This is a genomic window from Ewingella sp. CoE-038-23 (assembly GCF_040419245.1).
In the GTDB taxonomy this organism is placed as follows: Bacteria; Pseudomonadota; Gammaproteobacteria; order Enterobacterales; family Enterobacteriaceae; genus Ewingella; species Ewingella allii.
On record NZ_JAZHOH010000004.1, the window covers coordinates 14,841 to 28,749 of the forward strand.

Here is a 13,909-nt window from a genome sequence, read left to right on the forward strand (position 1 = left end):
ATCCAGCCTGTGTTCCATAGATGCAAATTGGGCGCTAAAGCCAGTCAATCTCAGCTTCTCTTTCTGCTACAATCGCCCTCCTTGTCCATCAAGTGAGCAAAAAACAGGTCATGCGATTAAACCCTAGTCAACAACACGCCGTCGAATTCGTAACCGGACCTTGCTTGGTTCTGGCCGGCGCTGGTTCCGGTAAAACCAGGGTGATCACCAATAAAATCGCACACTTGATCCGTCAATGTGGGTATCAGGCACGTCATATTGCCGCCGTAACCTTTACCAATAAAGCCGCGCGTGAGATGAAAGAGCGCGTAGCGCAAACGCTGGGTCGTAAAGAAGCGCGCGGGTTGATGATTTCAACCTTCCACACCTTGGGTCTGGAGATCATCAAAAAGGAATATGCCGCGCTCGGCATGAAATCTAATTTCTCCCTGTTTGATGACCAAGACCAGTTAGCGCTGCTCAAGGAGCTGAGCGAGAAGTGGCTGGAGCAAGATAAAACGCTGCTGCAACAGCTGATCTCGACGATCTCCAACTGGAAGAACGATCTGGTTGATCCAGCGCGCGCCGCCGATCTGGCGCGATCGGAGCGCGACAAGATCTTCGCGCTCTGCTATAGCCTTTATCACGACCACATGCGCGCCTGTAATATTCTCGATTTTGATGATTTGATTCTGCTGCCGACCTTACTGCTGCAACGCAATGAAGAGGTGCGGGAACGCTGGCAGAACAAGCTGCGCTACCTGCTGGTGGATGAATATCAGGACACCAACACCAGCCAGTACATGATGGTGAAATTGCTGGTGGGCAGTCGCGCGCGCTTCACCGTGGTGGGGGATGATGACCAGTCGATTTACTCCTGGCGCGGCGCCCGTCCACAGAATCTGGTGCTGCTCAAAGAGGACTTCCCTGCGCTGCAAGTGATCAAGCTGGAACAGAACTACCGCTCGTCGCAACGTATTCTCAAAGCCGCCAACATCCTGATTGCCAATAACCCACACGTGTTCGAGAAGCGTCTGTTCTCCGAGCTGGGCTATGGCGAAGCACTCAAAGTCATCACTGCCAATAACGAAGATCACGAGGCGGAAAGGGTGGCGGGCGAGCTAATTGCCCATCACTTCATGAATAAGACTGACTATGGTGACTACGCCATTCTGTACCGTGGCAACCACCAGTCGCGGCTATTTGAAAAGATGCTGATGCAAAACCGCATTCCTTATCGCATCTCCGGCGGCACGTCATTCTTCTCGCGGCCTGAAATTAAAGACCTGCTGGCCTATTTACGCGTGCTGACCAACCCTGACGATGACAGCGCGTTCTTGCGCATTGTGAACACGCCGCGCCGTGAGATTGGTGCGGCAACACTGCAAAAGCTGGGGGAGTGGGCAAATCAGCGCAATAAAGGCTTATTCAAAGCCAGCTTCGACATGGGATTAAGCCAATATCTCACCGGCCGCGGGCTGGAGTCATTGCAGCGCTTCACCCATTGGATGGGAACCATCGCTGACCGTGTTGAGAGAGAGCCGGTGGCCGCCGTGCGCGACTTAATCCACGGCGTGGATTATGAAAGCTGGCTGTTTGAAACCTCGCCAAGCCCGAAAGCCGCAGAAATGCGCATGAAAAACGTTAACCAGCTCTTTAGCTGGATGACGGAAATGCTCGAAGGCACCGATCTCGACGAGCCGATGACGCTAACTCAGGTGGTGACGCGCTTTACCCTGCGAGACATGATGGAGCGCGGCGAAAGTGATGAAGAACTGGATCAGGTTCAACTGATGACCCTCCATGCCTCGAAAGGTCTGGAATTCCCCTACGTCTTTTTGGTCGGGATGGAGGAGGGGCTGCTGCCTCACCAGAGCAGCATCGATGAAGACAATGTTGATGAAGAGCGCCGCCTTGCCTATGTGGGGATCACCCGCGCGCAGAAAGAGCTGATCTTCACTTTGTGCCGCGAACGCCGTCAGTACGGCGAGCTGATCCGCCCCGAGCCGAGTCGTTTCCTGCTGGAGCTTCCGCAGGATGACCTTGAGTGGGAAACCGAGCGTAAAGTGGTGAGTGCGCAAGAGCGTATGGTCAAAGGGCAGAGCCACCTGGAGAAGATCCGCGCTCAGCTGGCAAACGCCAAAAAATAGCAGCTCGCAAAACAGCAACAAAAAAGGCGACCTGGGTCGCCTTTACTATTTTACGTCACTTCAGAGCCAATCAGACAGCTGGCTTACCACTCTCTTCGATGAACAACGGCCAGTGGGCGTAACTCTGCCAATGGCTCTCCTGCTCTAACTCTTCTGCGCGCAGTGGATGCTGCTCCAGCCAACCATGAGGGACAATCACGTTCAAATCGTCCTCGTTGGCGCGCAGGCGCACGGCCGGAAGCGTGTCATCGCGACGACGGCTGGCAAAGATAATCGCCAGTCGCAAGATGCGACATAAACGCTGGGCCTGGCGCGGCGGTACGGCGTTTTGCTGGCTGAGCAGAGGCAAATCTAATGCCTGACTCTGGTTCTGCAACAGCGTTGCCAGCAGCTTTTTCTGGGCGGGAGTAAAGCCCGGTAAATCCAAATGGCGAATTAAATACGCGGCATGATGCGGAGCTTGCCTGAAGTCGACGCTGAGGCCAATTTCATGGATCAGGCAGGCGCTGTTCAACAGCTCCCGAGCACGGGCATCCAACTGCCAGCCACTGGCGACTTGCAGCGAGAAGTTCTCCGCCAGTTGCGCGACGCGGTTAGCCTGTTCACTGTCTAGCAGATAGCGACGCTGGAGGTTGCGTAAGGTGCGCTGGCGAATATCTTGCTCGATAGGCAAGTGCAGCATGCCATACACCAAACCTTCGCGAAGCGCGCCGCCAGCAAGGGTCATGGTTTCGATATTGAGAGCTTTGAAGATGGCGATAAGAATCGACAGGCCGCTTGGGAAAACCAGAGCACGTTCCAGCGTTAAGCCTTCAATCTCTAGCTCTTCAAGCTTGCCGCAGAGGATAGCGCGCTGTTTCAGCTGTTGCAGCTTGGCGAGGGTGATGCGTTCATCCATGCCCTGAGCCACCATGATTTCCTGCAGCGCCTGAACGGTGCCTGACGCGCCAACACAAATCTGCCAGCCATTGGCCAATAGCCGAGGCGCAACCGGGGTGATCATATCGAGCGCGGCTTGTTCCGCTTTGTCGAAATTCTCTTTACCCAGATTACGATCGCCAAAGTAGCGTTCAAGCCAAGTGACGCAGCCCATCGACAAACTGATGAGCGCCGTGGCCTGTGCGCCAGTTCCGGTGACTAATTCCGTGCTGCCGCCGCCGATATCAACCACCAAACGCTGATCGGGACCGCCGGTGGTGTGTGCCACGCCGTGATAAATCAGGCGAGCTTCTTCTTCGCCAGCAATAACCTGAACCGGACAACCGAGGATTTCCTGCGCTTTTTGCAAGAATTCATCGGCGTTACTGGCTAAACGCAAGGTTGCCGTGGCGACCACGCGAATTTGATCTCGAGGGATATCCTGCAGGCGCTCTGAAAACAGCTTCAGACATTGCCAGCCGCGCTGCATGGCTTCCTGAGAAAGCAGGTTGTCTTTATCAAGGCCGGCGGCCAGACGGACTTTGCGTTTTATCTTCGCCAGCGTCTGAATGCTGCCTGCCACCTCACGGACAACCAGCATGTGAAAGCTGTTCGAGCCTAAATCGATTGCGGCATATAATGAGGTGGAGCTCAGCATAGTAAATCAGCCCGTGCGTTTACGGTTATTATTGCGAGGCGCGCTGCTGCGGCGTGATGAAGAATTGCTGTTGCGACGCTGACCGTTGTTTCCAGTACGGGAACGGGCCAAACGTTTTGGTGCAGGCAAGTCAGTCAACAGGGCATCGCTATTGTATTTGCTAACCGGAATACTGTGGCCGGTGTAAGTTTCAATCGCCGTCAGGTTTAGCGCATATTCTTCGCAAGCCAGACTGATAGAGTGACCACTTAAGCCAGCACGGCCGGTACGGCCAATACGGTGAACGTAGTCTTCACAGTCGTCAGGCAAGTCGTAGTTGAATACGTGTGTAACGGCTGGGATATGTAAACCACGGGCGGCAACGTCGGTGGCGACCAGAATATCCAGGGTACCCGCTGTGAAATCTTCCAGCACGCGCAGGCGTTTCTTCTGCGGCACATCACCCGTTAACAAACCTACGCGATGACCATCGGCAGCCAGATGGCCCCAGACGTCTTCACAGCGATGTTTGGTGTTGGCGAAGATGATGCAGCGATCTGGCCATTCTTCTTCAATCAGCGTCTGCAGCAGGCGCATTTTTTCTTCATTTGAAGGGTAGAACAGCTCTTCTTGAATTCGGTGACCCGTTTTCTGTTCCGGTTCGATTTCAATCGACTCGGCGTTATTCATATTTTCGAACGCCAGCTCTTTCACACGGTAGGAAAGGGTTGCTGAGAACAGCATGTTAAGGCGTTGGTTAGCCGGCGGCATGCGGCGGAACAACCAGCGGATGTCTTTGATAAAGCCGAGATCGAACATACGGTCAGCTTCATCGAGAACCACAACCTGAATGGCGCCTAAATCGATGTAGTTTTGCTTGGCGTAATCAATCAAGCGGCCGGTAGTGCCGATGAGAATATCAACGCCACTTTCCAGGACTTTTAATTGTTTGTCATAACCGTCGCCGCCATAGGCTAGCCCCAGTTTCAAACCGGTGGACTCGGAAAGTGCTTCTGCATCCGAGTGAATTTGCACGGCTAATTCGCGGGTCGGTGCCATGATTAAGGCACGTGGCTGATTGGTCTGGCGACCTTCAGCAGCCGGGTTAGAAAGCAGATAATGGAAAGTAGACGCTAGAAAAGCCAGCGTCTTGCCGGTACCGGTTTGCGCCTGACCTGCAACATCACGCCCAGCGAGCGTGATTGGCAATGCCAATGCCTGAATAGGAGTACAGTAATGAAAGCCTTTCTTTTCAAGGGCTTCAACTGCAAGCGGGTGCAGGGCGAAGTCGGAAAACTTCTGTTCGGTCAAGTGTGTTTTGCTCATAGTGTGGTAGAATATCAGCTAACTATTGCTTTACGAAAGCGTATCCGGTGAAATAAAGTCAACCTAATGTTGGTTAATGCTACATCAACAAGGTAAAGATAATCCTTTGGAGTAGAACATGAGCGATAAAATTATTCACCTAACCGATGACAGTTTCGGCAATGATGTATTGAAGGCCACAGCGCCGGTTCTGGTCGATTTCTGGGCTGAATGGTGTGGTCCTTGTAAAATGATCGCTCCGATTCTGGATGAGATTGCCACTGAGTTCGAAGGCAAGCTGACCATCGCGAAGCTGAATATCGATGAAAACCCAGGTACAGCACCTAAATACGGCATCCGTGGTATTCCTACGCTGCTGTTATTTAAAGATGGTGAAGTCGCTGCAACTAAGGTTGGCGCACTGTCTAAAAGTCAGTTGAAAGAATTCCTGACTGCAAATCTGTAATCGGTCGGGATGACCCACTCCAGGTGTTTAGCGGGCTGACGTGTTTTTCATATTGTCCGCTAGACGCCTGTCAATAAGCGTGTTAAGTTTACTCTCACTGCAAATAGAGCTTACCTGTAGTTTGATTCTAACGTTTTACTCTGTGTCAAAAACATCTGCCTAGACCTATAAAGTCGCTTTTATAACAATAACTTTAATCGGCACTGTGCTTTGACAATCTAACGGTTTTGACAAAATCGGCTTTAAGACACCTTCAAATATCAGTCTTCCCATCTTGAATAGCCCGCGTGCGACTGCCTGTGGCCTATATTCAGAAACTGCTAATTGAGTGTCCTACACAAACAGGCATGGATGACCCTGCCATACCCATTCACGACAGATGTTCGAGACATACCCCGAGTTTAAGAACCCACCATTATGAATCTTACCGAATTAAAGAACACGCCGGTCTCTGACCTGATTGCACTCGGCGAAAATATGGGGCTGGAAAACCAAGCCCGTATGCGCAAGCAAGACATTATATTTTCAATTCTGAAGCAACATGCGAAAAGCGGAGAAGACATCTTCGGTGATGGCGTACTGGAGATATTGCAGGATGGATTTGGTTTCCTCCGCTCTGGAGACAGTTCCTACCTCGCCGGTCCCGACGACATCTACGTTTCTCCAAGCCAAATTCGCCGCTTCAACCTCCGTACTGGAGACACCATTTCCGGTAAAATTCGTCCCCCTAAAGAAGGCGAACGTTATTTTGCCCTGTTGAAAGTTAACGAAGTTAACTACGACAAACCAGAAAATGCCCGCAGTAAAATTCTTTTCGAAAACTTAACCCCGTTACATGCAAACTCCCGTTTGCGTATGGAACGCGGCAACGGCTCCACCGAAGATTTAACCGCTCGCGTACTCGACTTAGCTTCTCCAATTGGCCGTGGCCAGCGTGGCCTGATCGTGGCACCGCCGAAAGCCGGTAAAACGATGCTGCTGCAAAATATCGCCACCAGCATTGCTTACAACCATCCTGATTGCGTACTGATGGTGCTGCTGATTGACGAGCGTCCGGAAGAAGTGACAGAGATGCAGCGTCTGGTTAAAGGCGAAGTGATCGCCTCTACCTTCGATGAGCCAGCCTCTCGCCACGTGCAAGTTGCAGAAATGGTTATTGAGAAGGCGAAGCGCCTGGTTGAGCACAAGAAAGATGTCATCATCTTACTGGACTCCATCACGCGTCTGGCTCGTGCTTACAACACCGTGGTGCCTGCGTCCGGTAAAGTGTTGACGGGTGGTGTGGATGCTAACGCCTTGCACCGTCCAAAGCGCTTCTTCGGTGCGGCACGTAACGTGGAAGAGGGCGGCAGCCTGACTATCATCGCTACGGCGCTGGTGGATACCGGTTCTAAAATGGATGAAGTTATCTACGAAGAATTTAAAGGTACCGGCAACATGGAACTGCATCTCGCGCGTAAAATCGCTGAGAAACGCGTCTTCCCGGCTATCGATTACAACCGTTCTGGTACCCGTAAAGAAGAGTTACTCACCACTTCTGAAGAGCTGCAGAAAATGTGGATCCTGCGCAAAATCATCCATCCAATGGGTGAAATTGACGCGATGGAATTCCTCATTAATAAGCTCGCGATGACCAAAACCAATGATGATTTCTTCGACATGATGAAACGTTCATAATTTGACGTCAATTTGTTGTAAAAGTCAGCTAACGCCACGCTAATCCGTGGCGTTTTTTGTTTATGGCGGCTACGATATGGCAACTTCTGAAAAGAGATACATTTAGGATAAGCGCCGATAGTCTTTCAGCGACTCTTTCTCTACCCTGCCTGGCGATTAGGAAAAGACATATTTATCGGTTAAAGACCCTAATTGTCACCAAAGGATATGACACTAAGGCTATGAGATTTTATGACGTTGGCCATCAGCAGCCTTATCTATTTGCAGAGATCTGTTTACTGTGAACATACTCAATATGAGTACTGAACTCTTCATTATCTTCTTATTTTCTTTAGCCTTTTTATTTGTGGCTCGAAAAGTTGCCAAGAAAGTCGGCTTAGTTGATAAACCTAATTACCGTAAGCAGCACCAAGGTTTGATCCCTCTGGTGGGTGGCATCTCTGTATTTGCCGGGATCTGTTTCACTTTCCTGATCACTGATTACCCTATTGCCCATAGCTCGCTTTATCTCGGATGCGCGGGATTGCTGGTATTTGTCGGTGCAATGGACGATCGCTTTGATATCAGTATTAAAATTCGCGCATTAGTGCAGGCATTGGTCGCGATAGTGATGATGTACTTCGCCGGACTGATTTTGAAGGATTTGGGCCATATTATCGGGCCTTGGGCCATGGTATTGGGGCCGTTTGGCTATCCTATTACGCTATTTGCCGTATGGGCGGCCATTAACGCATTCAACATGGTCGATGGTATTGATGGGCTGCTCGGCGGGTTATCGAGCGTAACCTTCGGCGCAATGGGCATTGTCATGTATAGGAGTGGGCACATGGAGCTGGCTCTGTGGTGCTTCTCCATGATTGCTGCAACATTACCCTATATATTGCTCAATCTCGGCGTTTTCGGCCCAAGGTATAAAGTCTTTATGGGGGATGCCGGCAGTACATTAATCGGTTTCACTGCCATTTGGATTTTGCTGCAAAGCACTCAGGGCGTTGCTGCGCCAATGACCCCGGTAACGGCACTGTGGCTTATTGCTATTCCCCTGATGGATATGATTGCCATTATGTACCGCCGTCTCCGCAAAGGTATGAGCCCTTTCTCGCCGGACAGGCAGCATATCCACCATCTTATAATGCGTGCGGGCTTTAGCCCTCGGCAGGCGTTTGTATTAATTACACTGGCCGCCGCGTTGTTGGCCGCCATTGGCGTAATTGGTGAAAATCTCGGGTTTGTACCTGAATGGTTAATGTTGATACTGTTCCTGCTGGCATTTTTATTTTATGGCTACTGCATTAAACGTGCATGGCGGGTAGCTCGCTTGTTGAAGCGGATTAAAAGACGTCTTCGCCACGCAAAGTGATGTTATCAATCAGTCATTATTTAGAGGTTTGAAAGCTTTGATGAAGTCAGAGACGAAAGTAACCGAGGTTCAATCCATCGATAATGAGCTGGATATTCGTGGCTTATGTTGCGCTCTTTGGAGCGGAAAACTGTGGATTTTAGGTATTGGGCTGCTGTTTGCCGTTATCGCCTTGGGTTCCTCCTATTTAATGAAGCAGGAGTGGAGCTCGACGGCGATCACCGATCGGCCAACGGTTAACAACCTCGCTTCTTATTTTTCTCAGGCGCAGTTCTTACGCAATCTCGATACGCGCAATGCGGTAGCCCCGCTGGGCGTCCAGCCAACGATTTCTGACGACGCCTACAGCGAGTTTGTGATGCAGCTGGCTTCCTACGATACGCGTCGCGATTTCTGGCTGCACAGCCCTTATTACCAGCAGCGTAAAGAGGGCGACGCGCGTGCCGATGCTGCCCTGCTCGATGACATGATTAGCGACATTCAGTTTACCGCAAGAGATGCGCTGAAAGTGCCGAACGACAGCGTGAAACTGACCGCCGAAACCTCCGCTGATGCCAATAAACTGCTGCGTGAATATGTTAATTTCGCCAGCAAACGCGCGGCACAACACCTGTTTGATGAACTGCAAGGCGCATGGGCTGCAAGAACTCAGTCGATGAAAGCGCAGGTTAAACGTCAGGAAGCCGTCGCGCAGTCTATTTTCCAGCGTCAAATGAACAATACCCAGCAAGCATTGAAGATAGCCCAACAGCAGAACATTAGCAGCAGCCGGACGGACACCCCGGCCGAGCAGTTGCCCAATTCCGACATGTTCCTGTTAGGTGTGCCAATGCTCAAGGCGCGGGCTGAATTGCTACAGGCCTCGGGGCCGAGTTACGACCTCGACTATGACCAAAACCGAGCCATGCTTGCGACGCTAAATGTTGGGCCTACATTGACGGCCCATTTCCAGACTTACCGCTACCTGCGTACCCCTGAAGAGCCGGTGAAACGCGACAGTCCGCGCCGAGCTTTCCTGATGATCATGTGGGGTGCCGTTGGCGCATTGGTAGGTGCTGGCATTGCATTGGCGAAACGCCGGAGCCGCACAGCCGCGTAACTCATTTAATAAAGACGATATTTCGTCTGGCCGGTAGGAACGCACCCGGCCTAACCGAAAAGAGAGACTCATTGTGAAAGTGTTGACCATATTCGGCACACGACCAGAGGCCATCAAAATGGCCCCTTTACTGCACGCGTTGGCTCAGGATGATGCCTTTGAGTCAAAAGTCTGCGTCACGGCGCAGCACCGTGAAATGCTCGATCAAGTCCTGCATCTGTTCGGTATCGTACCTGATTACGATCTTAATATTATGCAGCCAGGGCAAGACCTGACCGAAATCACCAGCCGCATTCTTCTGGGTTTAAAGCCAGTACTTCAGGACTTTAAGCCAGATATCGTTTTGGTCCATGGCGATACCACCACCACTTTTTCCGCCAGCCTGGCCGCGTTTTACCAGCAGATCCCCGTCGGGCATGTTGAAGCCGGTCTGCGCACCGGCGACCTCTCTTCGCCGTGGCCTGAAGAGGCGAATCGGCGGCTGACGGCGCACTTGGCGAAGTGGCATTTTGCCCCGACGGAGACCTCCCGCGCCAACCTGCTGCACGAATCTATTGATGCTGACGACATCTTTGTCACCGGTAATACGGTGATCGATGCCTTGCTGTGGGTTCGCGACCGCGTGCAGGGCGATGCGGCGCTGATCGAAAAGTTGGCGGCCCGCTATCCGTTTATCGATGAAAATAAGAAGCTTATCTTAGTCACCGGCCATCGTCGGGAGAGCTTTGGCGGCGGTTTTGAGCGGATTTGCAATGCGCTTGCCGACATCGCGTTGAAGCACCCTGAAGTGCAAATTGTCTATCCGGTCCATCTCAACCCGAATGTGAGTGAGCCGGTTAACCGCATCTTGCATGGCATTGATAATGTCATCCTGATTGAACCGCAAGATTATCTGCCTTTCGTCTATTTGATGGATAAGTCCTACCTGATCCTGACCGATTCTGGCGGTATTCAGGAAGAAGCGCCGTCGCTCGGCAAACCGGTGTTGGTCATGCGTGAGACGACCGAGCGGCCGGAAGCTGTCAGCGCGGGCACGGTCAAATTAGTCGGAACAGAAACGCAAAAAGTGATCGAAGAAGTGACCCGTTTGCTCAATGACGAAAATGCCTACCAAAGCATGAGCCGGGCGCACAATCCTTACGGCGACGGCGAGGCTTGCCGTCGTATTTTAGACGCACTGAAGAATTATCGAGTATCACCATGAGCTTCCATACGATTTCCGTCATTGGGCTGGGCTACATCGGATTGCCGACGGCCGCGGCCTTTGCTTCGCGCCAGAAAAAAGTCATTGGCGTAGATATCAACCAGCACGCGGTCGATACCATTAATCGTGGTGGCATCCACATCGTCGAGCCTGACCTCGACGCGCTGGTTAAGCAGGCCGTTGATGAAGGTTTCCTTGAAGCATCAACCCGCCCTTATCCTGCCGATGCTTTTTTGATTGCGGTGCCTACGCCGTTTAAAGGCCAGCATCAGCCGGACTTAAAATATGTTGAAGCCGCCGCGCGCTCCATTGCGCCGGTGCTGAAAAAGGGCGATCTGGTGATTCTCGAATCGACCTCGCCGGTCGGCACGACCGAGCAGATGGCCGAATGGTTGGCAGAGTGCCGCCCTGATTTGAGCTTCCCGCAGCAAGAGAGCGACCGCGCTGATATCAATATTGCCTACTGCCCTGAGCGCGTATTGCCCGGCCAGGTGATGGTTGAATTAATTAAAAATGACCGTGTAATTGGCGGAATGACCGCCGTTTGCTCTCAGCGCGCCTGCGATTTGTATAATATTTTCCTGCAAGGTGAGTGCGTGGTGACCAATTCGCGCACCGCCGAGATGTGCAAGCTGACTGAAAACAGCTTCCGTGATGTCAATATCGCTTTCGCCAACGAGCTGTCGCTGATTTGTGATGCGCAGGGTATTAATGTCTGGGAGCTGATTGCGCTGGCCAACCGCCATCCGCGCGTTAACATTTTGCAGCCCGGTCCCGGCGTTGGCGGCCACTGTATCGCGGTTGACCCCTGGTTTATCGTGGCGCAGAACCCCGAGCAGTCGAAGCTGATCCGCACCGCGCGCGAAGTTAACGACAGCAAGCCGCACTGGGTGGTGGATCGGGTGAAAGCTCAGCTTGCCGACTGCCTTACCGCCACCGGCAAACGGGCATCAGAGATTAAAATTGCCTGTTTCGGTTTGGCTTTCAAACCGAACATTGATGATCTGCGTGAAAGTCCGGCGGTGGAAGTCAGCAAACTTATTGCTGACTGGCACGCTGGTGAGACGTGGGCCGTCGAGCCTCACGTGCATCAGCTTCCCGCGTCGCTGAGCGACAAAGTTACGCTGCATTCATTGGACGACGCGCTGAAGCATGCCGATCTGCTGGTCATGCTGGTCGATCACAAAATCTTTAAAGCGATCCCCGCCGATCGGGTTAAACAGTCCTGGATTGTTGATACCAAAGGGGTTTGGCGCTGATCATCTTGGCCGGAGGTAAGCATGAGTCTTTGTGGAACGCTCGAATTTCTTGAATGGGAAAGCGATTTTTTCCATCTGCGAACGGCAAAGTTTCACGCTGACCCTGGCTCGCCTCCTCTGGACGTCGCGCACCTCTCAGGCTTTGAGTTGGTGCAGGCCAAGATAGGCGCGAATGACGTGGCGGCGCTGAATGCGCTTCAGGCCGCAGGTTTCCAGTTCGCCGAGGGCGAGATTGATGTTTGCATCGCGCTCAATGGTGGCACCGACTCCGTTAGCGCGGCTACCCCGGCCTTAGAATCCGATATCCCACAAGTCACCGCCGCCGCCTCGGCCGCGTTCACCCACAGCCGTTTCCGCGCTCCCTGGTATCAAGCCGGGGATAGCGCGCGTTTCTACGCAGTGTGGGCCGAGAAGGCCGTGCGAGGCACTTTTGATCATCAGTGTTTGCTGATTAAAAACGCGCAAGGTGACTTACAAGGCTTTGTCTCACTGCGAGAAATTGGGCCGGGTGAGGCGCGAATTGGCCTGCTGGCGGTGTTGCCCGAGTGGCAATCCTGCGGCATTGGCAAGCAGTTGATGGCCGCCGCCAAGCAGTGGTGTGTGGCGAAGGGTTTGTCGCATTTGCATGTCGCAACCCAAACGGGCAACGTCGCGGCCCTTAATCTCTATCTCGCCAGCGGAGGGAAAATCACCCGCTCGGCATATTGGTTGTACAGGTGAAAATATGATCCCTTTTAACGCCCCTCCGGTTTTCGGTACTGAGATTGATTACATGCGCTCGGCGATGAGCAGCGGGAAAATGTGTGGTGACGGCGGGTTTGGCCTGCGTTGCCAACAGTGGTTTGAGCAGCGTTTTGGCAGCGCGAAAGTTCTGCTGACCCCGTCATGCACTGCGTCGCTGGAGATGGCGGCGCTGCTGCTGGATATCAAAGAAGGCGACGAAGTGATCATGCCAAGCTTCACCTTCGTTTCCACGGCCAACGCCTTTGTGCTGCGCGGAGCGAAAATCGTCTTTGTCGATGTGCGCCCAGACACCATGAACATTGATGAAACGCTGATTGAAGCCGCGATCACTGACAAGACCCGCGTCATCGTGCCGGTGCATTACGCGGGCGTGGCCTGTGAGATGGACACCATCATGCAGCTGGCCGAGAAATATAACCTGTTCGTGGTGGAAGATGCCGCGCAGGGCGTGATGTCGACCTATAAAGGTAAGGCTTTGGGGGCGATTGGCCACATTGGCTGTTTTAGCTTCCATGAAACCAAAAACTACACGGCGGGCGGCGAGGGCGGGGCGACGCTTATCAATGATAAAGCGCTGATTGAACGCGCTGAGATCATTCGCGAAAAAGGCACTAACCGCAGCCAGTTCTTCCGTGGGCAAGTTGACAAATATACCTGGCGCGATATTGGCTCCAGCTACCTGATGTCCGACCTACAGGCGGCCTACCTGTGGGCGCAGCTGGAAGCGGCCGAGCCAATTAACCAGCGCCGTTTGGCCCTGTGGGATAACTACCACAGCGCCTTACAGCCGCTGGCACAGGCCGGGCGCATTACGCTTCCGGCCATTCCTGAGGGCTGTGTGCACAATGCCCACATGTTCTATCTGCGCCTGAACGATATCACCGACCGCGACGCCTTTATCGCCCATATGAAAGCGGCCGATATTCTGACGGTGTTCCACTATATCCCGCTGCACACCAGCCCTGCCGGGCTAAGCTTCGGCCGATTCAGTGGCGAAGACCGTTTTACGACGCCAGAAAGCGAGCGTCTGGTGCGTCTGCCGTTGTTCTATAACATGACCGACGACGTGCAGCAGACCGTGATCGCAACCATGCTGAAATACTTCGCCTGA

The 13,909-nt window shown here is 52.8% G+C and carries 11 protein-coding genes; 9 read left to right on the forward strand and 2 right to left on the reverse strand.

What is annotated here, in order from left to right; all coding sequences use genetic code 11:
* Positions 1 to 110 precede the first annotated feature (110 nt).
* A complete protein-coding gene (gene rep, locus V2154_RS24250; RefSeq protein ID WP_353504361.1) occupies positions 111 to 2,129 on the forward strand; it encodes a DNA helicase Rep in 2,019 nt (672 codons plus the stop codon).
* Positions 2,130 to 2,199: 70 nt separating this feature from the next.
* On the opposite strand, the gene gppA is transcribed toward rep, so the two are convergent.
* Both gppA and rhlB read right to left on the reverse strand, forming a co-directional pair.
* Positions 2,200 to 3,705 (reverse strand): guanosine-5'-triphosphate,3'-diphosphate diphosphatase, encoded by a 1,506-nt coding sequence (gppA, locus tag V2154_RS24255; RefSeq protein WP_353504362.1) that lies wholly within the window; start codon positions 3,703 to 3,705, stop codon positions 2,200 to 2,202.
* 6 nt (positions 3,706 to 3,711) lie between these two features.
* The gene (gene rhlB / locus V2154_RS24260) at positions 3,712 to 5,010 is read right to left on the reverse strand and encodes an ATP-dependent RNA helicase RhlB (protein WP_353504363.1); all 1,299 of its coding nucleotides are present in this window, start codon (positions 5,008 to 5,010) and stop codon (positions 3,712 to 3,714) included.
* Between the two features lie 118 nt (positions 5,011 to 5,128).
* On the opposite strand from rhlB, the gene trxA reads away from it, so the two are divergent.
* The 8 genes from trxA to rffA all read left to right on the forward strand — a co-directional run bounded on the left by trxA (position 5,129) and on the right by rffA (position 13,909).
* On the forward strand, positions 5,129 to 5,455 hold the full coding sequence (gene trxA, locus V2154_RS24265) for a thioredoxin TrxA (protein ID WP_353504364.1): 327 nt from the start codon (positions 5,129 to 5,131) through the stop codon (positions 5,453 to 5,455).
* A 417-nt stretch (positions 5,456 to 5,872) separates the two neighbouring features.
* Positions 5,873 to 7,132 carry a transcription termination factor Rho gene (rho, locus tag V2154_RS24270; protein WP_013577536.1) on the forward strand — a complete coding sequence of 420 codons (1,260 nt, stop codon included), beginning with the start codon at positions 5,873 to 5,875 and terminating at the stop codon, positions 7,130 to 7,132.
* A 280-nt stretch (positions 7,133 to 7,412) separates the two neighbouring features.
* Entirely contained in the window at positions 7,413 to 8,492 is a 1,080-nt protein-coding gene (gene wecA / locus V2154_RS24275) for a UDP-N-acetylglucosamine--undecaprenyl-phosphate N-acetylglucosaminephosphotransferase (RefSeq protein WP_353504365.1), read from the forward strand.
* A 40-nt stretch (positions 8,493 to 8,532) separates the two neighbouring features.
* Positions 8,533 to 9,591 carry an ECA polysaccharide chain length modulation protein gene (gene wzzE / locus V2154_RS24280; RefSeq protein ID WP_353504366.1) on the forward strand — a complete coding sequence of 353 codons (1,059 nt, stop codon included), beginning with the start codon at positions 8,533 to 8,535 and terminating at the stop codon, positions 9,589 to 9,591.
* Between the two features lie 73 nt (positions 9,592 to 9,664).
* On the forward strand, positions 9,665 to 10,795 hold the full coding sequence (wecB, locus tag V2154_RS24285) for a non-hydrolyzing UDP-N-acetylglucosamine 2-epimerase (RefSeq protein ID WP_353504367.1): 1,131 nt from the start codon (positions 9,665 to 9,667) through the stop codon (positions 10,793 to 10,795).
* On the forward strand, positions 10,792 to 12,054 hold the full coding sequence (gene wecC / locus V2154_RS24290) for a UDP-N-acetyl-D-mannosamine dehydrogenase (protein WP_353504368.1): 1,263 nt from the start codon (positions 10,792 to 10,794) through the stop codon (positions 12,052 to 12,054). Before wecB ends, wecC begins: the two co-directional genes overlap by 4 nt.
* 21 nt (positions 12,055 to 12,075) lie before the next feature.
* Positions 12,076 to 12,774 (forward strand): dTDP-4-amino-4,6-dideoxy-D-galactose acyltransferase, encoded by a 699-nt coding sequence (gene rffC, locus V2154_RS24295; protein WP_353504369.1) that lies wholly within the window; start codon positions 12,076 to 12,078, stop codon positions 12,772 to 12,774.
* Between the two features lie 4 nt (positions 12,775 to 12,778).
* Complete coding sequence (gene rffA, locus V2154_RS24300; RefSeq protein ID WP_353504370.1) at positions 12,779 to 13,909, forward strand: dTDP-4-amino-4,6-dideoxygalactose transaminase; 1,131 nt, start codon at positions 12,779 to 12,781, stop codon at positions 13,907 to 13,909.

Bases quoted from the DNA above. Each gene is read 5' to 3' on its own strand.
- gppA (WP_353504362.1), bottom strand. From the start codon at position 3,705: ATGCTGAGCTCCACCTCATTATATGCCGCAATCGATTTAGGCTCGAAC.
- trxA (WP_353504364.1), top strand. From the start codon at position 5,129: ATGAGCGATAAAATTATTCACCTAACCGATGACAGTTTCGGCAATGAT.
- rep (WP_353504361.1), top strand. From the start codon at position 111: ATGCGATTAAACCCTAGTCAACAACACGCCGTCGAATTCGTAACCGGA.
- wecC (WP_353504368.1), top strand. From the start codon at position 10,792: ATGAGCTTCCATACGATTTCCGTCATTGGGCTGGGCTACATCGGATTG.
- rho (WP_013577536.1), top strand. From the start codon at position 5,873: ATGAATCTTACCGAATTAAAGAACACGCCGGTCTCTGACCTGATTGCA.
- rhlB (WP_353504363.1), bottom strand. From the start codon at position 5,010: ATGAGCAAAACACACTTGACCGAACAGAAGTTTTCCGACTTCGCCCTG.
- rffA (WP_353504370.1), top strand. From the start codon at position 12,779: ATGATCCCTTTTAACGCCCCTCCGGTTTTCGGTACTGAGATTGATTAC.
- wzzE (WP_353504366.1), top strand. From the start codon at position 8,533: ATGAAGTCAGAGACGAAAGTAACCGAGGTTCAATCCATCGATAATGAG.
- rffC (WP_353504369.1), top strand. From the start codon at position 12,076: ATGAGTCTTTGTGGAACGCTCGAATTTCTTGAATGGGAAAGCGATTTT.